At 65.2% G+C, this 24,811-nt stretch carries 23 protein-coding genes and 1 pseudogene; 15 read left to right on the forward strand and 9 right to left on the reverse strand.

Features of this window, described 5'->3' with window-relative positions:
- Position 1: 1 nt before the first annotated feature.
- Positions 2–580: a helix-turn-helix domain-containing protein gene (locus tag PKE71_RS07110; RefSeq protein WP_271186257.1), complete on the reverse strand. Its 579-nt coding sequence runs from the start codon at positions 578–580 to the stop codon at positions 2–4.
- Between the two features lie 98 nt (positions 581–678).
- The gene (locus PKE71_RS07115) at positions 679–1,803 is read right to left on the reverse strand and encodes a hypothetical protein (RefSeq protein WP_271186258.1); all 1,125 of its coding nucleotides are present in this window, start codon (positions 1,801–1,803) and stop codon (positions 679–681) included.
- 234 nt (positions 1,804–2,037) lie between these two features.
- Between PKE71_RS07115 and PKE71_RS07120 the strand changes: the two genes are divergently transcribed.
- From PKE71_RS07120 to PKE71_RS07130, 3 genes are read left to right on the forward strand one after another with little or no spacing between them, the layout of a single operon-like run.
- A complete protein-coding gene (locus PKE71_RS07120; RefSeq protein ID WP_271186259.1) occupies positions 2,038–2,685 on the forward strand; it encodes a helix-turn-helix domain-containing protein in 648 nt (215 codons plus the stop codon).
- Position 2,686: 1 nt separating this feature from the next.
- Complete coding sequence (locus PKE71_RS07125) at positions 2,687–3,337, forward strand: helix-turn-helix domain-containing protein (RefSeq protein ID WP_271186260.1); 651 nt, start codon at positions 2,687–2,689, stop codon at positions 3,335–3,337.
- Between the two features lie 44 nt (positions 3,338–3,381).
- Positions 3,382–4,002 (forward strand): helix-turn-helix domain-containing protein, encoded by a 621-nt coding sequence (locus PKE71_RS07130; protein WP_271186261.1) that lies wholly within the window; start codon positions 3,382–3,384, stop codon positions 4,000–4,002.
- Positions 4,003–4,081: 79 nt separating this feature from the next.
- Here PKE71_RS07130 and PKE71_RS07135 read toward each other — a convergent pair whose 3' ends face one another.
- The gene (locus PKE71_RS07135) at positions 4,082–5,809 is read right to left on the reverse strand and encodes a M28 family metallopeptidase (protein ID WP_271186262.1); all 1,728 of its coding nucleotides are present in this window, start codon (positions 5,807–5,809) and stop codon (positions 4,082–4,084) included.
- Positions 5,810–6,020: 211 nt separating this feature from the next.
- On the opposite strand from PKE71_RS07135, the pseudogene PKE71_RS17695 reads away from it, so the two are divergent.
- The 3 genes and pseudogenes from PKE71_RS17695 to PKE71_RS07145 form a co-directional block, all read left to right on the forward strand.
- Positions 6,021–6,707 (forward strand): annotated as a pseudogene (locus PKE71_RS17695) (MFS transporter); the annotation flags it as partial.
- A gap of 375 nt (positions 6,708–7,082) precedes the next feature.
- Entirely contained in the window at positions 7,083–7,763 is a 681-nt protein-coding gene (locus tag PKE71_RS17700; protein WP_407069890.1) for an MFS transporter, read from the forward strand.
- Positions 7,763–8,638 carry an alpha/beta fold hydrolase gene (locus tag PKE71_RS07145; RefSeq protein WP_271186264.1) on the forward strand — a complete coding sequence of 292 codons (876 nt, stop codon included), beginning with the start codon at positions 7,763–7,765 and terminating at the stop codon, positions 8,636–8,638. Before PKE71_RS17700 ends, PKE71_RS07145 begins: the two co-directional genes overlap by 1 nt.
- Positions 8,639–8,750: 112 nt before the next feature.
- Here the strand turns inward: PKE71_RS07145 and PKE71_RS07150 are convergent, their stop codons facing one another.
- Together PKE71_RS07150 and kdsB are read right to left on the reverse strand one after the other, a co-directional pair.
- Positions 8,751–9,380 (reverse strand): histidine phosphatase family protein, encoded by a 630-nt coding sequence (locus tag PKE71_RS07150; RefSeq protein WP_271186265.1) that lies wholly within the window; start codon positions 9,378–9,380, stop codon positions 8,751–8,753.
- Entirely contained in the window at positions 9,377–10,159 is a 783-nt protein-coding gene (gene kdsB, locus PKE71_RS07155) for a 3-deoxy-manno-octulosonate cytidylyltransferase (protein WP_271186266.1), read from the reverse strand. Before kdsB ends, PKE71_RS07150 begins: the two co-directional genes overlap by 4 nt.
- A 187-nt stretch (positions 10,160–10,346) precedes the next feature.
- Here kdsB and PKE71_RS07160 point away from each other — a divergent pair, with 187 nt between their 5' ends.
- Genes PKE71_RS07160 through argC form a run of 3 tightly spaced genes read left to right on the forward strand, consistent with a single transcriptional unit; the run spans position 10,347 to position 13,617 of the window.
- The gene (locus PKE71_RS07160) at positions 10,347–11,357 is read left to right on the forward strand and encodes an N-acetylornithine carbamoyltransferase (RefSeq protein ID WP_271186267.1); all 1,011 of its coding nucleotides are present in this window, start codon (positions 10,347–10,349) and stop codon (positions 11,355–11,357) included.
- The gene (locus PKE71_RS07165; RefSeq protein ID WP_271186268.1) at positions 11,354–12,691 is read left to right on the forward strand and encodes an acetylglutamate kinase; all 1,338 of its coding nucleotides are present in this window, start codon (positions 11,354–11,356) and stop codon (positions 12,689–12,691) included. The genes PKE71_RS07160 and PKE71_RS07165 overlap by 4 nt, the downstream gene beginning before the upstream one ends.
- On the forward strand, positions 12,688–13,617 hold the full coding sequence (argC, locus tag PKE71_RS07170; protein WP_271186269.1) for an N-acetyl-gamma-glutamyl-phosphate reductase: 930 nt from the start codon (positions 12,688–12,690) through the stop codon (positions 13,615–13,617). Before PKE71_RS07165 ends, argC begins: the two co-directional genes overlap by 4 nt.
- A 194-nt stretch (positions 13,618–13,811) precedes the next feature.
- Here argC and PKE71_RS07175 read toward each other — a convergent pair whose 3' ends face one another.
- The gene (locus PKE71_RS07175) at positions 13,812–15,386 is read right to left on the reverse strand and encodes an ArnT family glycosyltransferase (RefSeq protein ID WP_271186270.1); all 1,575 of its coding nucleotides are present in this window, start codon (positions 15,384–15,386) and stop codon (positions 13,812–13,814) included.
- Positions 15,387–15,715: 329 nt separating this feature from the next.
- Between PKE71_RS07175 and PKE71_RS07180 the strand changes: the two genes are divergently transcribed.
- The 4 genes from PKE71_RS07180 (at position 15,716) to aguB (ending at position 22,134) form a co-directional block, all read left to right on the forward strand.
- Positions 15,716–18,961, forward strand: coding sequence for a TonB-dependent receptor (locus PKE71_RS07180; RefSeq protein WP_271186271.1), 3,246 nt, complete (start codon positions 15,716–15,718; stop codon positions 18,959–18,961).
- 106 nt (positions 18,962–19,067) lie between these two features.
- The gene (locus PKE71_RS07185) at positions 19,068–20,102 is read left to right on the forward strand and encodes an agmatine deiminase family protein (RefSeq protein WP_271186272.1); all 1,035 of its coding nucleotides are present in this window, start codon (positions 19,068–19,070) and stop codon (positions 20,100–20,102) included.
- Between the two features lie 6 nt (positions 20,103–20,108).
- Positions 20,109–21,275 (forward strand): serine hydrolase domain-containing protein, encoded by a 1,167-nt coding sequence (locus tag PKE71_RS07190; RefSeq protein ID WP_271186510.1) that lies wholly within the window; start codon positions 20,109–20,111, stop codon positions 21,273–21,275.
- 4 nt (positions 21,276–21,279) lie between these two features.
- Positions 21,280–22,134, forward strand: coding sequence for an N-carbamoylputrescine amidase (gene aguB / locus PKE71_RS07195; RefSeq protein ID WP_271186273.1), 855 nt, complete (start codon positions 21,280–21,282; stop codon positions 22,132–22,134).
- Positions 22,135–22,193: 59 nt separating this feature from the next.
- Here aguB and PKE71_RS07200 read toward each other — a convergent pair whose 3' ends face one another.
- The 3 genes from PKE71_RS07200 to PKE71_RS07210 all read right to left on the reverse strand — a co-directional run bounded on the left by PKE71_RS07200 (position 22,194) and on the right by PKE71_RS07210 (position 23,602).
- The gene (locus PKE71_RS07200) at positions 22,194–22,382 is read right to left on the reverse strand and encodes a hypothetical protein (protein ID WP_271186274.1); all 189 of its coding nucleotides are present in this window, start codon (positions 22,380–22,382) and stop codon (positions 22,194–22,196) included.
- Positions 22,383–22,501: 119 nt separating this feature from the next.
- Positions 22,502–22,759: a YjhX family toxin gene (locus PKE71_RS07205; protein WP_271186275.1), complete on the reverse strand. Its 258-nt coding sequence runs from the start codon at positions 22,757–22,759 to the stop codon at positions 22,502–22,504.
- 201 nt (positions 22,760–22,960) lie between these two features.
- Complete coding sequence (locus PKE71_RS07210) at positions 22,961–23,602, reverse strand: MarC family protein (protein WP_271186276.1); 642 nt, start codon at positions 23,600–23,602, stop codon at positions 22,961–22,963.
- Positions 23,603–23,775: 173 nt separating this feature from the next.
- Here PKE71_RS07210 and PKE71_RS07215 point away from each other — a divergent pair, with 173 nt between their 5' ends.
- Positions 23,776–24,327, forward strand: coding sequence for a hypothetical protein (locus tag PKE71_RS07215; protein ID WP_271186277.1), 552 nt, complete (start codon positions 23,776–23,778; stop codon positions 24,325–24,327).
- Entirely contained in the window at positions 24,320–24,811 is a 492-nt protein-coding gene (locus PKE71_RS07220; RefSeq protein WP_271186278.1) for a GNAT family N-acetyltransferase, read from the forward strand. The genes PKE71_RS07215 and PKE71_RS07220 overlap by 8 nt, the downstream gene beginning before the upstream one ends.

Below are 24,811 nucleotides of genomic sequence, written 5' to 3' on the forward strand. Positions count from 1 at the left end.
GTCAGCCGGTGGCGGACAGATGGTCGGCCGGCGTGATGCGCAGCCGGTCCGATCCGTCGGGCGCGGACAGGCTGGCATGGATGAAGCAGCCGCCCGCCCCGTCGCGCAGCGGCACATAGTGCAGCGTCACGGTCTCGCCCTTCGGGGCCGTCCAAGGTGCCGTCGCGGCGAGGACCCGGCCTTCGCAAAGCCCGGCCTCGTGGAGCGCGGCCGCGTGTGCGCAGAGTTCGGCGAGCCTGTCATCATCCGTCAGATCGAGGCAGCCGGTTCCGAGATAGGTCTCGCGCATGGACATGCTCGCGGCCTCGACGGGAAAGCGGCCGTCGGCGGGAAGGGCACGCGCGACGAAACAGGCAAACGGGCTGAACCGCACCAGCGCCAGCAGGTCGTCGAACGGGCTGCGCGTACGCGGATCCTCGCTCAGGCGTTCCAGCGCCGCCACGATATCGTCGGGCGGCGTGACACTGCCGGCCTCAAGTCTCGATACATAGGTCTGGCTCACCCCGATGAGTTGAGCCAGGGCGACCTGCTTCAAGTGCAGCCTTTGCCGCACGGTGCGAACGCGTGATGCCCAGTCCATTCCCGCTGTCACTTCCAGTCCCCAAGGTGAATCCGGTCTTAGGGAAGCGCGCCGCGGGACGGCACTCATATTTGATGAACTTTGCTCGCGAATGAAAGTCAGAAACCGAGGGCGCGTCCGACATAGCCCGGCAGGTCCGACATCAGGAGGCCGAATTCGCCGCGTGCGATGGCCGGCAGCAGGATGGCCAGGACGACACTGATCACCAGGCCGATGAAGGCACGCAGGACATCGGAGATGACGTCCCAGAGCGCATCCATGTGCGAGCGCAGGCCGGCGACATAGGAGATCGCGATCTCGCGGCCGGCCAGCATGCCCAGGAAGACCCAGGTGGTGCTCATCGGGATGTCGTTCAGTTCCTTGAAGAAATACAGGATCACGCCGTAGATGAAGTCGATCAGCGTGGCGGCGCGCACGTCGGTCGTATTGGTCTTGCTCAGGACGATCTTCTGGATCTCGCCGCCGCGCGTCGCGAAGATTATCGCGTGCAGCGCCAGCATCACCAGGGTCGCGAAGACCAGCAGCATCGGCGAGAAGGTGACCTGGGTCTGCATCACGGCGACGCCGTCCTGCAGCAGCGGGGCGCCGTTTTCCATCACCGGCACGAGCTCGGTCGTGCGCGGCAGGAAGACGAAGATGTTCGCGAGGTCCTGCATCAGCCATTGCGACCACAGGAAGGCGGTCGACAGCCATTGCAGCACGAACCAGTAGGGCTTGTGCGGCTCGCTGTGGGTGCGATGCACCCAGCGCTCGAAGATGCGCGAGACGATCAGGTAGACGACGAAGGCCGCGCCGATGGCGACGATGTAGCCCAGCGCCGACTTGGTCAGCATTTTCGGCAGCACGCCTTCGGTCTCGGCGCCGCCGGTGAGGGCGAAGATCGTCAGGACGAGGAAGGTGGTGGAGACCGGCACCCCGTAGCGCGTCAGCACCAGCAGGAAGAGCGGGGGAATGGCATGCCACCATTTCACGCCGCCTTCGGGATAGGGCAGCTCGTTCAGCCGGTCGAAGGCGATGTCCTGATTGCCGCCGAAATAGCCCCACAGCATCACCGCCGTCAGGATCGAGCAGGCATAGAGCCAGAGGATCCACCAGGGGCGCTTGGCATTGGAGGACAGAAAGGTGCCCAGCGTCTGGATCGCGTCGTTGGCCACGATCGAATAGGAGGCGATCAGAAAGCCGACAATCGAGAAGGCCCAGGCTGCAAGCGTGAGATCAGCCATGACGGACTACCTTTCTTCCGGGAAGTGCGGGGGCAGGTAGCAATTTCCCTGTCGGCGGATCAATCGGCAAACGGCAACCGGGTGACAATTTCACAAAACTGTCGCGATGCATGTCCGGCATTGCGTCCGAAAGGTAGCGTTAGGCATCCATCTTCACATCGAACCGGTTTAGGGTTATAAAATATAACCGCTGCCCCTCGTGGCCGGCGCCCCGTCCGGAACGGAGATGCGCACATGAATTCGATGACCCGCACGATCGAGACCCAGGCCATCCACTGGCCGTCGGTGATCCGGCATTACCGCTTGTCCAAGGGGCTGAAACAGGCCGCGCTGGCGCACGATCTCGATGTCACCCAGACCATGGTGTCGCGCTGGGAAAGCGGCATGGCGCTCCCCAGTCCGCGAATCCAGGAACGCATTTTCGACCTCTACTGGTCGTCGCACACCTCGGTCTCGCGCGCGGCCTGGATGGACCGGATCGGACGGCACCCCTCCCTCGTCGCCGTGATCGACGGCCGCGGGCGGATCGAGCGCGCCAGCCGCGGTCTTGTCAGGACGCTGGGCTGCGAACGTCACGCTGTCGAGGGCCGCTATCTGGCCGAGGCGTTCCAGGGCGATCTCGTCGACCTGTTCGACACGTTCGACACCAGCGGCTTCTTCGAGGGCCGTGTCGCGTCGGCGGAAAGCATGGACCGGATCGAGTTCCTGCCGCCGGGCAAGGGGGCGCCCGTGACACGCCTGGTGCATGGCCTGCACCGGCCGACCTTCCTGCCCGGTCCGCGTATCGTCTGGCTGCTGTCGGCGGCCGAAGTGACCCAGGCCGTCTTCGATGACGTCCGGCTGCGGCTGGGCGGTCCGCGCGTGATCCGCAAGGGTATCTGACATGCCGAGGCGGGCGCAGAGGGCTGTTGCCAGCGAGCCGCCGGACCTCTGGCGGGCGCGGCTGCGCCGGTTCCGCTTCACCCACAATATCAAGCAGGCGGCCCTGGCGGCCGATCTCGGCGTGACCCAGGCGATGGTGTCGCGCTGGGAATCCGGTGTGGTGACCCCGAGTGCCGAGATGCGCGCCCGTATCATGGACCTATTCGAGACCGGCGAGGTTTCGACGCCGCTGATCGACTGGCGCAGCCACACCGCCGCCCAGCCCGGCATTGCAGCGGTGATCGACCGCACCGGCACGATCGAGACGGCCAGCGCCGGGCTGCTGCGTCTGCTGGCGCGCGAGCGCGCCGAGGTTGAAGGCACCAGGCTGGATGATCTGCTCTCCGGCGACCTGCCGGCCCTCTTCCAAACGCTTGGCGCGTCGGGATTCTTTGACGGCAGGCTCGAAAGCGTCGAAAGTGTGGACCGATATACCTTCGTCGATCGCGAGGGACAGGTGAGCAGCCTGTGCATCGAAGGATTGCACTGGCCGCACACGGGCGAGGATGGGGCGATCCGCTGGATGCTGTCCGGTGCCCCGATCGACGAGGCCGAATACGAAACACTGTGCCGCGAGCGGGCTGGAAAGGTCGCGCTCCACCCGGCACGCTGAGCCCTGAAGGGGGGGCAGAATTGGTACAGGATATCAAACTGTCTGTGTCTTCCAGCAAGGTGAACTGGCCGTCGGTGATCCGGAATTTCCGGATGTCCAAACGGCTCAAGCAGGCCGCGCTGGCGGCAGATCTGGGCGTGACCCAGGCGATGATCTCGCGCTGGGAGAACGGCGACAGCGACCCGCCCGAACGGGTCAAGCGCCGCATGGCGGAACTCGTCCAGGATGCCTTCGTCGTCGCACCGGCGCCGACCTGGGTCGATCTCATCACGCTGAACCCGTCGGTCGAGTTCGTGACGGATTCGATGGGCATGGTGAAGGCGATCTCGCGCGGTGCGCTGGATTTGTTCGGCATGGCACGCCACGAGATCGAGGGGCGCAATATCCGCGACTTCGTCGGCGGCGACTTCATGTCTGCGCTGGACAGGATCCGCGAGGAGGGCATGTTCCAGAGCAATCTGGCCTACGCCCAGAGCCTCGGTTCGATGGAGATCAACGTCTCCGCCGGCATGCAGTCGCGCCTGTGCGACTTCCTGCACTGGCCGCGCATCTCCGAAGCACGCACCGTCTACTGCATCCACTCCGGCGCCGTGCTGGACGAAGCCCGCTATACCGCGCGCCTGGAAGAGCGCGGCGAGAAGATCGTCTTCCGCCGGACCTTCTGATCGCGGATATCGGATACCGCACACGAAAAAGGGGCGGCTCCAGCGGAGCCGCCCCTTTCCTGTCAGGCCTGCGCCAGCACTATTCGCCGCGCTGTTCGTCGCGCAGGGCGCGGAACTCGTTGCCTTCATACCAGTTCGGCCAGTCGTCCGAATTGGCGAGGCGCGAACCGACCTCGTAGAACAGTTCGACATTCTCGATCATGCCGTCCATCGGCCAGTCGGCCGAGTACTCGTCGGCCGGGCCGTGATAGCGATTGGCGCGATAGTCCTCGCCCGCGGCCTGGCCGGCTTCCGTGCCGCCCTCGCGCAGGTCTTCACCGCCATCGGCATACAGCATCGGCACGCCGTGCTTGGCGAGCGAGATATGATCGGAGCGGTAGAAATAGCCGGCTTCCGGATTGGGGTCCGGCACGATGTAGCGGTCCTGCTCCGAGGCGACGCTCTCCAGAACGTTTTCCAGCTCCGACGCGCCGTGGCCGACGACGATGATATCGCGCGAGCGGCCGGTGGGCAGCATGGCGTCGATATTGATACCGCCGACAGTCTGGCTGAAGGGGACGATCGGGTTCTCGCCGTAATACGCCGAGCCCAGCAGGCCGGATTCCTCGGCCGTCACGGCCAGGATCATCACCGAACGTTCCGGCGGATTGGCCATGAAGGCCTCGCCGATCTCGAGGATGGCGGCGGTGCCGGTCGCATTGTCGACGGCGCCGTTATAGATGCCGTCCTCGCCCTCGGCCACGTCGCGGATACCGATATGGTCCCAGTGTGCGGTGTAGATGACGTACTCGTCCGGCCGCGTCGTGCCCGGGACAATGCCGACGACATTGCGCGAGTCGAGCGTGCGGGTGGAATTGTGCAGCGTCGCGGAGGCGGTCAGGCCTTCCATCGGCACGGCCTCGAAATCCGCCTGCGAGGCGGCAGCGGTCAGGGTATCGAAATCGAGACCGGACAGGTCGAACAGCTGGCGGGCCACATCCTCGGTGACCCAGCTCTCGACGGCAGCAAATGTGCCTTCGCCTGGTTCGCGCGCGAGATCCAGCTGGGCGCCGGTCCAGGAGCCCGAAACCACGTTCCAGCCATAGGAGGCCGGGGCGGTCTGGTGGATCAGGATGACGCCGGCCGCGCCCTGGCGGGCCGCTTCCTCATACTTGTAGGTCCAGCGGCCGTAATAGGTCATCGCATTGCCGTTGAAGAGGCCGGAATCGGGATCGGCATAGCCGGGATCATTGACCAGCATGACCACCGTCTTGCCCTCGACATCGACGCCCTCATAGTCGTTCCAGCCGTATTCCGGCGCGACGACGCCATAGCCGACAAAGACCAGGTCCGAGCTGTCGAGCGAGACCTCTTCGGTGGCGCGCTTGGTCCAGAACACCACGTCTTCATTGGCGGTGAGGCCGAGCGGCTCGCCATTGTGGGCGATGTCGAAGCTGGACGTGCTCTCGTCCAGCGTGACTTCCAGCAGCGGCACCGGCTGGAAATAGCTGCCCTCATAGCCGGGCTCGAGACCGATACGGGCCATCTCGTCGGCGATCCACTGGCTGGCGGCGATCCCGCCCGGCGTGGCCGGCGCGCGGCCCTCGAATTCATCATCCGCGAGGGTCGAGATCATGCGGCGCATATCGGCTTCCGCGATCGCGGCGCTGGAAACTCCGGTATCTTCCGCCGGCGCGGAATGGCCCGCGTCAGTCGTCCCGGTGGTCGTCTCCGGTGCCGGCGCGGCGTCCGTGTCCGCCTCGTCTGCCGGGGTGCAGGCGGCGAGCAGGAGCCCGCTTGCCAGAGTGCTCAAAACTAGTCGTTTCATGGTTCTCCCCCATGTTGCGGCCAACTGGGCCTTGGGCTTTGGCGCAAAACTGTGGCACATCCTGCATTCGTGCTCGTCGCGCACAAGGGGTGGCGTCACTGAGATCGAGCGCAAATGGGGTTTGACCAAACCTGAATGACCATTCATGTTTGGTGTTGACCACACAAAAGAAGAGTGGGTCGAAAGACCGGTACGCCTGAGGGGAGAGATCATGGCGGATACGAATGCAGGTGCTGCGCAAGGCGGCAACTTGCCCGGAGCAGGCTATCGCAGCCTGGTCATGGTGCTGCTGTTCCTGGTTTATGCGTTCAACTTCCTGGACCGCCAGATCATTTCCATCCTGGCCATCCCGATCAAGGAAGACCTGGGCCTGACCGACGAACAGCTCGGCCTGCTCGGCGGTATCGCTTTCGCGCTCCTCTATTCCACGCTGGGCGTGCCGATCGCCTGGTTTGCCGACCGGTTCAACCGGACCTGGATCATGACGGCGGCGCTGACGATCTGGAGCGGCTTCACGGCGCTCAGCGGCTTCGCCCAGAACTTCATGCAGCTCTTCCTGGCCCGCGTCGGCGTGGGTGTCGGCGAGGCGGGCGGCGTCGCGCCGGCCTACACGATCATCGCCGACTATTATCCGCCCTCCAAGCGCGCCAGGGCGCTGGCGATCTACTCGCTCGGCATTCCCGTGGGCAGCGCCTTCGGTGTCATCGCGGGTTCGCAGATTGCCGGCGGCGGCATTTCCGACGCGCTGGACTGGCGCTCCGCCTTCTTCATCGTCGGTATTGCCGGCATCGTTCTGGCGCCGATCTTCAAACTCGTCGTGCGCGAGCCCAAGCGCGGGCAATATGATGCGCCGGCCGTGGCCGCCAAGGTGGATGCGCCGAAGGACACGGTCGATGTCTATCCGGCCGATCGCATCCGCATCCTGTCGATTGCCGGTGCGGCGCTGCTCGCCCTGCCCAGCCTGCTCTCCATCTTCAACGCTGTTGTGTTCGGTGCGACCCCGGTGCAGTCGGTCGGCCTGCTCGCCGTGACCGCGGCTGTCGCCGCCGTGTGCGGCTGGTTTGGCGGGCAGTGGATCGGGCGTCAGTCGAAAGGGCTGCCGCTGGCGCTCGGCCTGTCTGTCCTGATGGTCCTGCCGGGCCTTGTGGCCTGGTTCGTGCCGGCCCTGACGGGCGGTGCCCCCATCGGCACGGCAGCGATCGCCTGGCTGATCGGCCGGGCCATCGCGGGTGCGCTGATCGGTTTCTTCTTCGCCACCTTCCGCGAATTCATGATGCTGGCCCTGCGCAAGCCGAGCTTCTGGCTGATGATCCTGGGCGCCTCGGCCTCGTCGATGATGGGCTATGGCGTCTTCTTCTGGCTGCCCTCCTTCTTTGCGCGCAGCTTCCAGCTGTCGCTGACCGAGACGGGCTGGCTGTTCGGCGGCGTGCTGTTCGTGGCCGGCAGCCTGGGCATCTTCCTGGGCGGCGTGATGGGTGACTGGATGGGCAAGCGCAAGCGCTCGGCCTTCGCCACGGTTCCCGCCGTCGCCTTCCTGCTGTGCGCGCCGCTCTACTGGGCCGGCGTGATGTCGCCGTCCGCGACGATGGCGGTCGCCCTGCTGTTCATCCCGACGGCGCTGGGCCTGGCCTGGCTGGGACCGGTTCTCTCGGCCTTCCAGCACCTGGTGCCGCCGCACATGCGCACCAGCGCCTCGTCGGTCTTCCTGCTGATCAACAATCTTCTGGGTATTGGCGGGGGCGTCTACGTGCTGGGCCGGTTGTCGACCGCGCTGCAGCCGACCTTCGGTGACGGTTCGCTGCGCATTTCCATCCTGATCGGAGCCAGCCTCTATCTGGTGGCTGCCTTCTTCATGTTCTGGGCCGCGCGTTATCTGGCCCGCGACTGGGAAGGCGAGGGCGAGACCGTGCCGGTGCCGGAAGCGGAGCCGCCGACCGAGGCCGAACCCAGCTGATGACCGGTACCATGTTCACAGACCATTTCTTCACCAATGCCGACGGGCTGCGCATCCATTATCGCGACTATCCGGCCCAGGGCACAGAGACCGGCGTGCCGGTGCTGTGCCTGCACGGTCTGACGCGCAATGTGAAGGACTTCGAGGATCTGGCGCCGAAGATCGCGGCGAAGGGGCGGCGGGTGATCGTCGCCTCCCAGCGCGGCCGCGGCCGCTCCGATCCGGACCCGCAGGTCGAGCGTTACCAGCCGCCGGTCTATGCCGCCGACATGCTGGGCCTGCTCGATACGCTGGGGATTGCCCGGGCGGTGTTTGTGGGCACGTCGATGGGCGGTCTGATGACCTTTGTCGTCGCCGGCATCCAGCCGCAACGCATCGCCGCGGCGGTGATCAACGATGTCGGACCGGTGGTCTCGAAAGAAGGCCTGGACCGGATCAAGCTGAACACGTCCAGCCGCGATCCGGCGGCCAGCTGGGACGAGGCGGCGGCGCGCACGCGCGACAGCAATCTGGCCGCCTTCCCGGCGCGGGCCGACGACGAGGCCTTCTGGCTCGACTTTGCGAAAAAGACCTGGATCGACGGCGAGAATGGCGCGGTCGTGCTCGATTATGACGGCGCGATCCTGTCCATGCTGGGCGGCGATGACGGCCCGCTGCCGGAGCTCTGGGAGCTCTGGGAACCCTTCCGTACCATTCCGGCCCTCGTCGTGCGTGGCGGGATCAGCGATCTTCTCTCGCCGGAAACGGTGGCCGAGATGCGCCGGCGCAAGCCCGATCTGGGCGTGGTGGAAGTGCCCGATGTGGGCCATGCCCCCTTCATGACCGAGCCGGAGGCCTGGGCCGAGATCAGTACCTTCCTCGACCGCGTCGACTAGAGTCATAAGACAAGCATTTTCAGCAAAAGTGGGCACCGGTTTTGCGGCTCGAAAATGCGGCCACTCAGAAAACCGGAGCGATTTCATCGCCCCCTATTGCGATGAAGCCGCTCTAGCCGAAGGTCTGCGCCAGCAGTCCGGCATCGGGTTTTTCGTTCCAGAACAGCCGGGCGCCGGCCTCGCCCTCGATATCGGCGGCGCAGATATGGCCGGTCTTCACCTTTGCATTGCTGTCGGCACCGCTCAGCGCGGCATGCATGTAGCGCAGCACGCCGTTTGATGTGACGATGAGGGTGAGGGGACCCTGTGCCGCATCGCGCATGGCCGCGAGCGCATTGGCCTTCAGTGTCGCCTCGTCCGGCGACCAGTCGGCGCCGTCCGGGCGGCGGTGATGCTTGTCCCAGCTGTCCAGCGCGTCCTGACCGAAGGCGGCGACGATCTCGTCATTCGACTTGCCGCCCCAGGCGCCGTAGTCGATCTCCTTCAGGCGTTCGTCGATTTCGGGCGTGCCGGCAAAGCCGGTCAGTCCGGCGACGATGTCCGCGGCGCGCCGCGTGCGCTTCAGCGGACCGCAGACGATGCGGCCCGGTGTCAGACCGGACGCGGCCAGGGCTTCGCCCAGCGCCCGGGCCTGGGCCTCGCCGCTCTCGACCAGCGGCAGGTCTTCCTTCGCGCCGACCCAGACCGGCGTGTCGCCGGGACCGAATGTATTGCCGTGGCGGGCGAGCAGGATTTTCGTCATGCCACCAGCTCTCCTTCGCGGGCGATGATCTCTTCCACGCGCACGGCATCCTCCGGTGCATCGACCGACCAGGCCGAGCGGCCGCGATAATCGGTCAGCACGACGCGGATCGGGATGCCGTTCTCCAGGGCACGCAATTGTTCCAGGCTCTCGGTGAGTTCGAAAGGCGTGGGCTCCAGCGCGACCAGTTTCTCAAGCGTGTCGCGGCGATAGCCGTAGAGGCCGATATGCTGATAGGTCGGCGCGCCTTCTCCCGGCTTGCGCCGGAAAGGGATGACGGCCTTGGAAAAATACATCGCGTCCATCGCCTTGTTGAAGACGACGGTCGTGCCCGAGGCCGAGCCTTTCGCCTTGTCGGCGCGCATCCGGGTTTCGGTCTCCGCGGGCAGTTCGATGGCGGGTGTGGCCATTTGAAGTGAGGGGTCCGCCCGCAGCGTCCCGGCGACACCGCCGATCACCCAGGGCGGGATCAGGGGCGCGTCGCCCTGCACGTTGATGACGATTTCCGCATCGCTGTCGAGACGGCGCATGGCATCGAGTGCGCGTTCCGTCCCGTTGCGGCAGGCCGGGTCTGTCATCACCGCTTCGCCGCCGGCGGCGGTTACGGCGTCCAGGATGCGCTCGTCGTCGGTTGCGACCACGACGCGGTCGACCCCGTCGGCTGCCGCGGCGATCCGCCAGACCCGCTCGATCATCATCTTGCCGGCGATCTTCGCCAGCGGTTTACCGGGAAAGCGGGTCGACCCGTAGCGGGCGGGAATGACGGCAAGAACGGACATGTGGCGCAGCTCCCTCGGCTTTTCCGGCTTGTTCCACAATCCGCCGGGAATTGCCATATTGACAGTATCCACGACCCTGGATGCGGAATTTCCCCGTGCACTCGCGGCATTGATGTGTACACATGACGCCGCCCGGACCCTGAACAGCCCGGGACTCCTGTCACCGAAGGCGAAACGAGGACGTTAGATGCGCCATTTCCTGTCCACCGAAGATTGGTCCCGCAACGAACTTCAGGGCCTGCTCGACCGAGCAGCCGCCTTCAAGTCGGGCGTGAAGAGCCGATCCTTGGAGGGCAAGTCGATTGCGCTGGTCTTCTTCAACCCCTCGCTGCGAACACGATCGAGTTTCGACATCGGCGCGCACCAGCTGGGCGGCCACGCCATCGTGCTCGACGCAAAGGGCGCGACCTGGCCGATGGAGTTCGGTGACGGCGCCATCATGGACGGTGCCGAGGAAGAGCATGTGCGCGAGGCCGCGCGCGTGCTGTCGCGCTATGTCGACCTGATCGCCATCCGCTGCTTCCCGGAATTCAAGAACTGGCAGGCCGAGCGCGAGGATCCGATGATCTCCGCTTTCGCGAAACATGCGACGGTGCCGGTCATCAATATGGAGACCATCGTCCACCCCTGTCAGGAACTGGCCCACATGCTGGCCCTGCAGGAGCGCTCCGGTCCGGTGGCGGGCAAGAATTATCTTCTGACCTGGGTGCCGCATCCCAAGCCGCTGAACACGGCCGTGGCCAATTCCGCGCTGCTGATCGCATCGAAATTCGGCGCCAATGTCCGCATCCTGGTGCCGGATGACGTCTACCGTCTCGACGAGCGCTACATGTCAGCCGCGGAACGCTTTACGGCTGAAGGCGGCGGTTCGGTGACGCTGACGACCGATATCGAGGCGGCCTATTCGGGTGCCGATGTCGTTTATGCCAAGAGCTGGGGGGCGCTGCCCTTCTACGGAAATTGGGGCGAGGAAGCGCCGTTCCGGGCGAAGGGTGCCGACTTCATGATCACGCCGGAAAAGATGGCGCTGACCAATAATGCCGTCGTTTCTCACTGCCTGCCGATGCGCCGCAATGTGAAGATTGCCGATGCCGTGGTCGACAGCGACGCCTTCATGGGGATCGACGAGGCAGAAAACCGCCTGCACGTCCAGAAGGCCGTCATGGAAGCCCTCGCCTTGCAAGGGGGGGCGGAATGAGCGGCAAGGATCCGGTCCAGCCCCCGGTTCGCCAGACCATTGTCCAATTGCTGTCGCACATGCGCGACGGCAAGGAGATCCGCGAATATCTGCACCGCTTCTCCGGCGTCGACCAGGAACGCTTTGCCGTCATCAAGGTCGGCGGTGCGGTCATCCAGGACGATCTGGACGGGCTCGCCTCGGCGCTGGCCTTCCTGCAGACGGTCGGTCTGACGCCGGTCGTGGTGCATGGCGGCGGGCCGCAGCTGGATGCAGCGCTCGACGCGGCGGGCATTGCCACCGAACGGATCAATGGCCTGCGCGTCACGCGTGAACCGGCCATCCCGATCATCCGCGACACGCTGACCGAAGCCAATCTCGCCCTGGTGGACGCGATCCGCGCCGCCGGCGGCCGTGCGGCGGCCATCCCGCGCGGCGTGTTCGAGGCCGAACTGGTTGACGAGAAGACACTCGGACGGGTCGGCGAGCCGAGCCGGGTCCGGCTGGACCTGGTGGCGGCTGCGGCCCGGGCCGGCCAGGCCTCGATCCTGGCCTGTCTGGGGGAGACGGCCGACGGGTGTCTCGTCAACGTCAATGCCGATACCGCCGTGCGTGCCCTGGTGCATGCGCTGCAGCCCTACAAGGTCGTCTTCCTCACCGGGACGGGCGGGCTGCTCGACGAGGACGGCGATATCCTGTCCTCCATCAACCTGGCGACCGATTTCGCCGAGCTGATGGATGCCGACTGGGTCAATGGCGGCATGCGGCTGAAGCTCGAGGAGATCAAGCGCCTGCTCGACGACCTGCCGCTGTCATCCTCTGTGTCGATCACGCGTCCGGCCGAACTGGCGCGCGAGCTCTTCACCCATGCCGGTGCCGGTACGCTGATCCGCCGTGGCGAGCGCATCAAGGCGGCCTCGTCGAAGGACGAACTCGATATCGCCAAGCTGGACAGCCTGGTGACCAAGGCGTTCGGCCGTCCGCCGATCGCCGGTTACTGGGACAGTCTTGTGATCGACCAGGCCTTCGTGACCGACAGCTATCGGGCCGCGGCCCTCACCACCCGGCTGGACGACTGGATCTATCTGGACAAGTTCGCCGTGCTCGACGACGCGCGCGGTGAGGGCCTGGGCCGGGCCGTCTGGCACCGCCTGGTCGAGTACGCGCCGCGCCTGATCTGGCGGTCGCGCACCAGCAATCCGGTCAACGGTTTCTATTTCGACGAATGCGATGGCGCAGTGCGCCGCGATGAATGGACCGTGTTCTGGCGCGGCGAGGATGTCAGCCTGACCGGGATCGATGCCGTGGTCGAGAAAGCCTTCTCCCTGCCGCCCACGCTCGAGGCACCGAAATGACCGCCCGGATCGGACTGATCGGTGCACGCGGACATACCGGCCGGGAATTGCTGCGCCTGATCGGCGGCCGCGACGACATGGTTCTGGCCTATGCCGGTTCGCGCGAGTTTGCCGGCAAGCCCGTGGCCGACATGGCGCCGGAAATCGGCGGCGATCTCGCATTCGAGGCGCTGTCGCCGGAGGATGTCGGCGCGCGGCCCGTCGATGCCGTGATCCTGGCGCTGCCGAACGGGGCCGCGGCGCCGTTTGTCGCGGCCATTCCGGCCGGAACCGTGATTGTCGACCTGTCGGCCGACTACCGGTTTGACGACAGCTGGGTCTACGGCCTGCCGGAAATCCACGGCCGTGAGGCGATCCGCCATGCCCGCCGCATTGCCAATCCGGGGTGCTATGCCACCGCCGGCCAGCTGGCTATCGCGCCGCTGCGCGGCCGCCTGGCCGGTCCGGCGCATGTGTTCGGCGTCTCGGGCTATTCCGGCGCCGGCACGACGCCATCGCGCAAGAATGACCCGGATGCATTGGCCGACAATCTGATGCCCTATGCCCTGATGGGGCATATCCATGAGGGCGAGATGAGCCGGCATCTCGGCGAGAGCGTCCGCTTCACGCCGCATGTCGCGCAATTCTTCCGCGGCATCGTGGCGACGGTGCATGTCGAGCTGGCCGAGCCGATGGATCGCGACACGCTGATCGGATGCTTCCGTGACGCCTATGCTGACGAACCGCTGATCGAGGTCGTCGAGCGCATCCCGGAAGTGCGCGACGGTGCCGGCAATCCCGGCGCGGTGATCGGCGGCTTCGCGGTGGATGAGAGCGGCCGGCGCGCCGTCATCGTCAGCGCGCTGGACAATCTCCTCAAGGGCGCGGCCACCCAGGCGATGCAGAATCTGACCCTCGCACTGGGGCTGGAAGAGCTGCGCGGCTAGCGGGGACAGGCAGTCCCGGAGGTTTGTCGTCCTTCCCCTCGATGGGGAAGGTGGGCCAGCGCATAGCGCTGGCTCGGAAGGGGTGAATCCCGGTGCCGGCTGTCTGATTGCATAGTCGCGAAGACCTCGCCGCCACCCCATCCACCACGCCTTCGGCGCGGTCCCCCTTCCCCATCAAGGGGAAGGACGGGGCCTTACCCGTCGTCGTTGGAGTATCCGCGCACGACGCCGGCTTCCGCGTCGATCGCCTGCCAGCGGTCTTCATACGCAGCATCGCGCTCGACCCGGACATGTCCTTCGGCCCGCCAGAGGGTGAAGTCGCGCGTGCGGCCGCCGTCGAGCGGAATGGCCAGTTCGCCCACGCTTTCGAAAGTCCGGAAGTCCTCCCGCAGGCGCGGCACTTCCAGCGGCCTGTGGGAGACGATCAGCACGGGGCCGTCGATCGTCTCCGGCAGCGGCCAGATATCCTCGGCATGGTTCACGGGACCGGAATAGCGCAGCCACATGCGCATCTCCGTCTGCAGCGAAGGCGCATAGCGCTGGGTCTGGTGGAAGACATTGCGGTCGTCGAACACGATGAAGGCATAGTCGTCCGCGGCGGCGGCTTCGGCGATGGCGGCGGCGGTTTCCGGCCAGGCGCGGATACGCTTGGTCGCGTTGTCGAGGCCGGCCATCTCCACCAGAGCCGGGCTGGCGGCCATCACGGCAAAGCCGATACCGACAACACTGTGCAGGGCGATTGAGCCGATCAGCACGGCGCGGCGCCAGGCGGGTCCGTTCAGAAGGAAGAGTGTGACCAGGAGCGTTGCGGCCACATAGGCACCGGCCGCCCAGTTGGCATGGGCCCGACTGATGAAAGCCTGGATCGAGACGGCGAGGATCGCGGGCAGGATGAAGGCGGCGAGCAGGCGGCGTTCGGGTGCGATGTTGCGAAGCTTCAGTGCGCCGGCGATCAGCAGGCCGATCAGCACCGGAAACAGGACGGGGCCGAAGACAGCGATCTGCTCGACAAGAAATTCGGCCATTTCGGCGGGATGAAACAGGTCGCCGCCCCAGTTTGCATTGGCCGCCGTGTGCGTGACGGTGGCGAAATCGTTTGCTGCGTTCCAGGCGAGATTGGGGGCCAGGCAGGCGAGCGCGATGAGTGCGGCGACGGCACCTTTCAGGCCCAGCAGCGCCCGGCGCAACGGTGCGTCGATCACGATGCCGATGGCCGTGCCGACGACGAAATAGATCATCGCGTATTTCGACAGGAAGCCGAGGCCGATGGCGAGGCCCAGACCCGCCGCGGAAACCCAGCCGCCATCCTCACGCAGGCGCAGCAGGGTGTAGAGACCGGCCGACCAGGCACACAGCAGCAGCGCATCGGTCGAGATGACGACGCCGGACAGCCAGATCGAGGGCAGGGTGAGATAGACGGCCGCGGCCCAGAAGCCGGCCCGGCTGTCCGCCAGTCTTTGTGCGCTTGCGAAGAGGAAGGCCGCCGTTACCGAATGCAGCAGGGGCGCCGGCAGGCGGACGGCGAAGTCGCTGTCACCGAGAAGGGTCGTCGATGCGGCGATCAGCCAGGCGATCATCGGGGGCTTGGAGAAATATCCCCAGTCGAACTCGCGGGACCAGATCCAGTACTGGGTCTCGTCTGCGTAGAGCGCAACCGGCGAGATTGCCAATGCCACAAGGCGCATCAACGCGACGCCGATAATCAGCCCGATCGTCGCCTGTCGCCAGGGATTCGTCCGTGAAGATTCGGCGAAGGTGGAATCAGTCATTCGGACGTCCCGTTTCCGCTGCTGAAAAGTGTAACATTTTCGCCGCAGCCTATGCGCTTTTCGCACGGGCCGGTAAAGGGGCGCCGTGGAGAAAATTCCGGGTGCTGGACACGCCGGCATCCCGGATTTTGAGGTTTTGTGCGGCTGCACACACATATTTTGGGTTTGCTGCGTTGCAGCGACCAATCCGGCGCCAGGGTTAACCCGCCGGGGTGTCACAAAAGCTTCTCATATACGTCTTGGAAAGTTTTCACGCCCGGCGTACGAGGCGCGTGCTTCGTACCCGGGGGCCGTGCCCCCATCTGATCATCCATTGGGGGACATGCTCCATGTCTTTTATGAAAAAGCTTTCCTATAGCGCGGCGACCATCGCCCTGCTGGCCGCCGCTCCGGCTGCCGTTCACGCCCAGGTGACGTCTGCACAGCTGCGCGGCACCGTGGTCGACGAAAACGGCGCTCCGGTGTCCGGCGCGTCCGTCACCATCATGCACCTGCCGTCCGGCACCTCCGGCTCGGCCACCACGACCTCGACCGGCTCCTTCTTCGAGAGCGGCCTGCGCGTCGGCGGTCCTTACCGCATCTTCGTTTCGGCTCCGGGCTTCCAGGGCGACGTGATCGACGACCTGATGATCCAGCCGGGCTCGCAGGCTCCGCTGACCATCCGTCTGAGCTCCGCCACGGAAGACGTGATCACGGTCACCGGCCAGGCCATCAACACGCTGGACCTGAACAATGGTGTGGGTTCGACCTACTCCGCGCGTGACGTCGCCAACGCCCCGTCGCTGAACCGCGACCTGATCGACACGCTGCGCCTCGACCCGCTGGTTTCCCAGTCGGGCGAAAGCTTCATGTCGATCGCCGGCCAGTCCCCGCGCTTCAACGCCGTGTCCATCGACGGCTCGCTGCAGCAGGACAATTTCGGCCTGGGTTCGAACACCTATGCCACCAGCCGTTCGCCGATCAACATCGACATCGTCGAGTCCGCCTCGGTCGTGGCCGCCGACTATTCGGTGACCTCGGGTAACTTCCAGGGTGGCCTGATCAACGTCGTGACCCGCTCGGGTACGAACGAGTTCGACGGCGCAGCCTTCTATTACCGTGCCGACGAAGACTTCCGCGGCAACGTGACTGACGGCGTTCTCGTCCCGTCCGTTCCCTACGAAGAAGAAGAGTACGGCATCTCGATCTCCGGCCCGATCATCGAAGACAAGCTGTTCTTCCTGGTCTCCTACGACGAGTATACCGCAGCGACCCCGACCGACCGCTCTGCCACGTACGAAAACGCCGGCATCGACCCGGCCTTCTGGACGACGCTCGCCAGCATGGTGCAGAACGAGTACGGTTTTGACATCGGCTCGCGTCCGCTCCAGGAATCCTATCCGTCGACCTCCGAGCGTCTGCTCGCCAAGTTCGACTGGAACATCAACGAGAACCACCGCGCCTCGTTCACCTACCAGTCGACCGAAGAACTCGACACCTCGACCTCGGCCTACTCCTACGACACCGCTTTCTACGGCGTGCCGCTGGAAATCGAGGCGATGACCCTGCAGGTTTACTCTGATTGGTCTGATCGCCTGTCCACCACCCTGCGGATTTCGAACACGGAATTCGTGAAGGGCCAGAATTGTGGCGCCGGTTCCGACCAGCCGCAGCTCTCCTTCGATGGCTGGACCGTTGCTGAACTCGCCGGCACCCCGCTGGAAGGCCTGGCCACCCAGAACCTGTCCAACATCGTCGCAGGCTGCGACATCTACCGTCACGGCAACGAGTATAACGACACCCGCTTCGTCGTGTTCGGTTCTGCCGACTACACCTGGAACGACCACATCTTCACGGTTGGCGGCGAGTACGAGCAGTTCGACCTGTTCAACCTCTTCGGTCAGCAGTCGAACGGCGAATTCACCTTCTCCAGCCCGCAGGATCTGATCGACGGCATCGGTCGCATCGAATACCGCAACGTGACGTCCAACAATGCTGTTGACGGTGCTTCCAGCTGGGGCTTCGACCGCTTCGTGGCTTTCGCCGAAGACACTTGGCAGCTGCGTGACGACCTGACGGTCAACTACGGTGTCCGCTACGAGCGTTACAGCCAGGACGACGAGCCGTATGCCGATCCGGTCATCGCCGCCCAGTACGGCCGTGACACCTCGGCCAACCTGGACGGCAAGGACATCCTGATGCCGCGCGCAGGCTTCCGCTGGGAAGCCCTGGACCGCACGACGGTGTCGGGTGGCTTCGGCCTGTTCTCGGGCGGCGCCCCGCAGGTCTGGATCTCCAACGCCTTCCAGACGCCGACGGTCTATGCCCGTCTGAACAACGCCTCTGTCACCGACCTCACCGTCCCGCAAACCCTGCGTGACCAGGTGGCGGCCCAGAACCCGGTCTCGATCGACATGATCGATCCGAACTTCGAGATCCCGGCCGACTGGCGTGCGTCCCTGCGTCTGGACCAGAGCTTCGACCTGCGCTTCGGTGGTCTGGACTTCGGCAGCGACTACGTCTTCACGGCGCAGTACCTGTACTCCAAGTCCGAAAACAGCTTCGCCTGGGACAACCTGGCTCAGCTGGAACTCGGCTACGCCCAGGGTGTGGCTCCGGACGGTCGTACCATCTATGCCGACCTCGACGATCTGGGTGAAGCCAACCTGACCATGCTGACGAATGTCGACAGCGGCGAAAGCCACGTCTTCACCGTCGGCCTGTCCAAGGAGTACGAGAACGGTCTCGGCTTCAACGTCAGCTATGCCTACCAGGACGTCCAGTCGGCCCTGTACGACACGTCTTCGCGCGGCATTTCCTCCTGGCGTTCGCAGACCACGTCGGACCGGAACAACGTTTCCGCCTCGACCTCGCTCTACCAGGTTGAAGACCGTTTTGTGACGGCCTTCTGGTACGAGCGTGAGTTCTTCGGCGATCTGACGACCCGCTTCGACCTGATCGGCGAGTTCACCTCGGGCTCTCCGTACAGCTACACCTTCGACGTGGGTTCCTCGAACCCGCTCTTCGGCCGCGCCGGTCAGGGTGAAAGCCCGTACGATGCGGACCTGCTGTACATCCCGGAAGCCACCGACGCTCGCGTCGTCTACGCCAGCGGCTTCGATCTGGCAGGCTTCAACGACCTGATCGACGGTGAAGGTGTGCCCCGCGGTCAGATCTTCGAAGGCAACTCGCTGACCTCGCCGTGGAACCAGCAATGGGACCTGCGTATCCAGCAGGAACTGCCCTTCTTCTCGGGTGCTGTTGAGCAGTGGGTCGGTGAGAACCGCCTGAACATGGTCATCGACATCTTCAACGTGGCCAACCTGCTGAACGACGAGTGGGGCACGCAAGTGAACGGCCCGTCTTACGGCCAGGCCAACATCGTGTCCGCCGATCTGGTGTCCGCTGCCGACGTCGCCATCAATGGCGTCGACGGTGCGACGGCCCTGACGGGTGATGCGCCGCGCACGGCCTGCCTCTCGGCCGGTGACTGCGTGTACCGCTTCAACTCCTTCAACGGCAGCCGTGCCAATTCCACGGCCAGCCGCGGCAGCTCGCTGTACTCCATCCGCGTCGGTCTGCGCTACGAGTTCTAAGCCAGACTTTCCGGATGACCGGACTTGTGGAAGGGCGGCCCTTGTGGCCGCCCTTCTTCGTTTTGTGTCTCGCGCGCGAGGCCGCGTCATGATAGAGCCGCGGCCCATGACGACCCTGCCTTTCACCCCCGCACTCACCCTGCCGCACGAGACCGCTCCGGTCCGGCGGATCTTCACCTGCTGGCCGTCTGCGGCCGATCTTTGGGAAGAGGACCTCGAACCGGCCCAGGCCGAGTTCGGCGCCTTTCTCAACGCGCTCGCCGAACCGTCCGTCCGCGGCGAAACGCTGGATCTGGTCGTGCTCGCGGCGACGGCCCAGGCCGAGGCTTCGGCCCGCCAGGCGATGGGACGCCGCGCGCGCGTGGTGCGCGAGGCGTTCGGGGATGTCTGGGCACGCGACACCGGTCCCGTCTTCGTCAGGGATCACGGCAAGGACGTTGCCATCCGCTTCCGCTTCAATGGCTGGGGCGGCAAGTACGAACTGCCCGGCGACGACACGGTCGGCGGTGCGATCGCCCGCCTCGCGGATGCGCCCGAGCGTCATGTCGATCTGGTCGCCGAGGGCGGTGCGCTGGAGTTCGACGGCGACGGCACGCTGATCACGACGCGGCAATGCCTGCTCAATCCGAACCGCAATCCCGGCCTGACCGAGGCGCAGGTCGAGGATGTGCTCAAGCAGACTTTCGGCGTGCGCAAGGTGTTGTGGATCGATGAGGGCCTGGTGGCCGATCACACCGACGGACATATCGACAATATCGTCCGATTTGCCCGGCCGGGCGTCGTGATCTGCCAGGCGCCATCGGGCGAGGACGATCCGCAGACGGCGGTGCTGTCGTCGATCGCGCGGCAGCTCTCGCGCATGACCGACGCCAAGGGCCGGCGGCTGAAAGTCTACACCATCCCCTCGCCGGGACGGGTGGATCTGGGCGATGGCGAGATCGTGCCCGCCAGCCACATGAACTGGGTGATCGGACCGCGCAATGTCGTCGTGCCGACCTATGGCACGGCCAGTGCCGCTGCAGCCGTTGCAGCACTGCGTCCGCTGTTTCCGCATCACACCGTTGTCGGATCGTCAGCGCGTGCCATACTTTCGGGCGGAGGGGCTTTCCATTGTGTCACATGCCATCAGCCCGGAGTGTGAGGATTGATGCGAAGCGTACTGACTGCCCTGGGTCTTGTGCTCGCCTCGACGGTGCCGGCCGCCGGCCATGACAGCGCCAGCCCGACCGAGCGGGAAGACTATCCTTATCTTGGCGCCCTGCGCGAAAGGCTGGACGAGGCCGCGGGCGACCAGCGCGTGGTCGGCCTTGTGGCAGCCGTGATCGAGCGCGGCGAGCCGGTCTTCATCTATACCCATGGCGAAACGGCTGCCGGCTCCGGCGAGACGGTGACCGCGGAGACGATGTTCCGCGCGGCTTCGGTCTCGAAGACCTTCACCGGTACCTTGCTGGGTGTGCTCGAGGCGCAGGGCCTGGTCGACATGAGCGCGCCGGTCCCTGTCGATGTCCTGCAGCTGCGCGGTGACCGCCAGCCGACTCTGGAGGAAATCGCCAGCCATCGCACCGGCCTGCCGCCCAATGCCTATGATCTGGACCTGGAAGCCGGGCAGGCGCCGGACCGCATTCGCATGCGCCTTGCCGGGGTCGATCTCCTGTGCCCGGTCGGCGATTGCTACACCTACCAGAACGTCGCCTTCTCCGCGCTGGAAAGCGTCGTGGAGGATGCGACCGGGACCGATTTCAACACGGCTCTGCGCGAATACCTGATCGAGCCACTGGGGCTGCCGGCCGCTTCGGTCGGAACGGCGGCGCTCGAGGCGTCGCCCTCCTGGGCCCGGCCGCACAGCGGGTGGCGGCGTACCGCGAATACGCCGGGAAATCCGAGCACCCCCTATGACACCATCCCGTCGGCTTCCGGTCTCAACCTGTCGCTGAACGATCTGATCGCCTGGGCGCAGGTGCAGCTGGGCACGGCGCCCGGGCTGGACGAGGCCGTGCGTGCGCGTATCCACAGCCCGCTGACCGACACGCTGCGCGAAACGCGCCGGCTGGGCCGGTTGCGCGACCGGGTCGATGCGACGGCTTATGGTCTGGGCTGGCGCATCTATGAATGGGGTGATCGCACGCTGGTGCTGCATTCCGGGTACCTGTCCGGCTATGGCGCCCAGATCGTGCTCGAGCCGGAGACGGGTTTTGCCTTTGTGGCGCTGTGGAATTCGGACAACCGGCCGGCCTGGTGGCTGTGGCCGACCGTGATGGATCTGCGCACCGGCGACGGGCCGGGCGACTGGATCGAAGAGGTTATGGAGGACTGACGGGATGGCCCGTACGATTTCGGTGGCTGCCCTGCAGGCGGCATTCGGCGAGGACATGGACGCCAATATCGCGACCGTGAAAGCGCTCGTGCGCGAGGCTGCCGGCCGTGGCGCCCAGGTCGTGCTGCCTCCGGAACTCTTCCAGGGCCCCTATTTCTGCAAGGTGCAGGACGAGCGCTTCTTTGCGACGGCCTGGCCGGCGATGGAGCATCCCTGCGTGACGGCCCTGGCGCCGCTGGCCGCGGAACTGGGCGTGGTCATTCCGGTCTCGATCTATGAGCGCGACGGGCCGCATTATTATAATTCGCTCGTCATGCTGGATGCTGATGGCAAGGCGCTGGGCATCTATCGCAAGAGCCATATTCCCGACGGCCCCGGCTATATGGAGAAGTTCTACTTCCGCCCGGGCGATACCGGCTTCAAGGTCTGGGACACGAAGGCTGGCAAGATCGGTGTCGGTATCTGCTGGGACCAGTGGTTCCCGGAAGCGGCCCGCTGCATGACCATGCTGGGCGCTGAAGTGCTGCTCTATCCGACCGCGATCGGGTCGGAGCCGCACGACGACAGCCTCGACACCGCTATCCGCTGGCAGCGCGCGATGCAGGGGCATGCGGTCTCGAACGTCATTCCCGTGATCGCCGCCAATCGTATCGGCAATGAGGACGGCCAGGTCTTCTATGGCTCGTCCTTTGTCACCGATCACACCGGCGAGAAGCTGGAAGAGCTGGGCCGGAACGAGAGCGGCGTGGTTGCTGCGACCTATGATCTGGACTTCCTGCAGCGTCACCGCGCGGCCTGGGGCTTCTTCCGGGACCGGCGGCCGGACCTCTACGCGCCGTTCTTTTCGCCGAAGATCTAGCTTTTTTATGGACGCATTTTCGGACCGCAAAACCGGTCCCCACTTTTGCTGAAAGTGCTTTAGCCGGCCGAACCGGGGCGCTTGCCCATGGGAACGAGGATGGCGACGGTGATGGCGACCGCAATCGCCGGCCAGCCGAACGCGATCGCCTGGTCGGTCTGACCGCGGGTGAGGCTCCAGGCGGCAGCGGTAAAGCCGGCCGATGACAGGGTGGCTGCCGTGAGCAGCACGATCAGGCGGAATGCCATCTACTCCTCCAGTCCCCCGCTAAAGACCGGGTAGCGGTCCTTCAGGGCCTTATCATGGCAGGTTTTGGCTAACGATCGGTTTCCGCCGCCGGCGCCGCGAGGGTGCCGGCGGCAGTCGGTTACCGGTTGTCGGGTTGAGACCGGACGCGCTTCAGGCCCAGCCGGGTGATCCGGTAGGGGCCGCTGCCGTGCGACGCGATATAGCGCCGGCGCCGCAGCTTGGCGAAGAGGGCGAGGGAACAACCGTTCCAGGCCCATCCGTCGCGCGTGACGGTGGTGATGTCGATGATGCGGCCGCGTTCGTCCTTCTCGAAATCGATACGGCCGCCCTGGGCGAGCAGGTGCAGGACCCGCTGCTCGGGTTTGGATATGTCCATGGTGATGTCAGCTTGAAAAAGGCGCACGAGAACGCCGGCCGCAGCTCACGCATGCGGCAGCGTTGATCGATCAGGCCCGGTCGGTCTTGACCGGGCCCTACCGGGCCTCTTGGCTGATGGACATAAAGTCTCCGAAAGTCAGGCTTCCGGAGATAGTCGCTTCGGCCTTGCGGTGCAAGCGGGGACGCGGGACGAGGGCGGTCAGCCGCCCATCAGGGCGCCCTTGATACCGTCGAAGATGAATTGCGCGGCCAGTGCGGCGAGGATGACGCCGAGGATCCGGGTGATCATGGCGGCCATCGAGTCGCCGATCAGCTTCATCACCGGGCCGATCATCAGGAAGACGACGAGGCAGAAAACCAGGATGATCGCCACGGCCGCCAGCACGATGCCCTGCTCGGTCAGGCTGGTGGCGTCGGACATGAAGAGCATCATCGTGGCGATGGCGCCGGGGCCGGCCAGCATCGGGATGGCCATCGGGAAGACCGAGATGTCGTCCCATTTTTCCGGGTGGGTGTCGTGTTCGCCGATGATCTCCTCGGCGCGCTCCTCGCGGCGCTCGGTGCGCTTTTCGAAGATCATTTCCAGCGCCATCAGGAACAGCAGGACACCGCCGGCTGCGCGGAAAGCGTCCAGCGAGATGTGCATGGCGTTCAAGAGCCAGGCACCGCCCAGGGCAAAGCCCAGCAACACGCCCGACGCTATCACCACCGAGCGGATCGCCATCGAACGGCGGTGCGATTTCGGCGCGCCATCGGTCAGCGCCGCGAAGATCGGCGCCACGCCGGGCGGGTCGATGGCCACGAAGAAGGTGACCAGGGCGGAGGTGAAGAGTTCGAGCATGCCGGTTTCCTGTCTGTGGCCGCCCGCATAACCGGAGCGCGCGGAAAGGTCACGGAATTTCTCGTGCATGGCTTTGCAGGATAGTCATGCAAATTGGCTGTAGGCTGCTGAGGAAAGGAGTGTCCAGCATGCAGCGGGCGGATATTCTGCAGGTCGCAGACGGGGGAGGGATCATGCCGGACTGGTTGCCACCGATACTCGGGACGCTGGACATCGCAGCATTTGCCGCGCTGATCATCGGTGTGATGTGGAATGCGCGGGAAACCCGGCGTTCCACCTATATCAATCTGGAGACCGAGGCGCTCAACATCTTCCGCTTCGAAGCGGAGCATCGCGCCGTTCTGGCCCGGATCTTCAACGAGCCCGAGGACAGGCCGGTCGATCTGGACGACGAGGAGACCGTTGTCGCCAACAATTATTTCCTCCAGATCCTGAACCTGTTCGAGATTGCCGTGCGGCTGCGCAGCCGGGGCAATCTCGATCCCATGATTTTCGGGACCTGGGTGTCCTGGTTTCTCGAAGTGTCCGAGATGGGCTGGTTCCGGCGCAACTGGCCTGACTACCGGCTGCACTATTCACCGGACATGCGGGGTATATTCGACACCTATTTCCGCACCGTACCGGACCTCTCCATTCCCTTTGAAGAGCGCCGGAAACACTTCTTCGAGGCTGCGGCGAAGCAGATGAGATGCCGAACGGTCAGAAAGTGGCTCGACAATGCCTGATGTCGATATCCGCCCGCTCGAGCCCGCCGGAATTGCCAAGGCTGCCGCGTGGGCGGCCGCACAGCTGCGGCCGATGCCGGCCTATATCTCGCACGGGGAAATCCTGTCCGGCCGCAGTCCGGACGGAAAGCGCTGGGCGGATGATCTGGACGTCAGGCTGGCCAGGGACTTCTCGGCGTGCCTGGAGGGCGGTGGCTTCGTGCTCGTCGCAAGCCGCAACGGTGCGATCGCGGGATTGTGCGCGGTTGCGTTCGAAAGCGCTGCCGGCACCTGCATCGCGACGATCGAGGATCTGCTGGTCGGCGAAGACGGGCGGGGCCATGGGCTGGGATCCCGGCTGCTCGAGGCTGCCGAGACGCTCTGCCGCGAAAAAAATGCCGACCAGATCATGCTGGAAAGCGGCATTGCCAATGATAGCGCCCACAGCTTCTTCGAGGGGCGGGGCTATCGTGCCGTCTCGAAAGTCTTCCTGCGCGAGCAGTAG

It is taken from the genome of Maricaulis virginensis (assembly GCF_027922185.1).
Taxonomy (GTDB): domain Bacteria; phylum Pseudomonadota; class Alphaproteobacteria; order Caulobacterales; family Maricaulaceae; genus Maricaulis; species Maricaulis virginensis.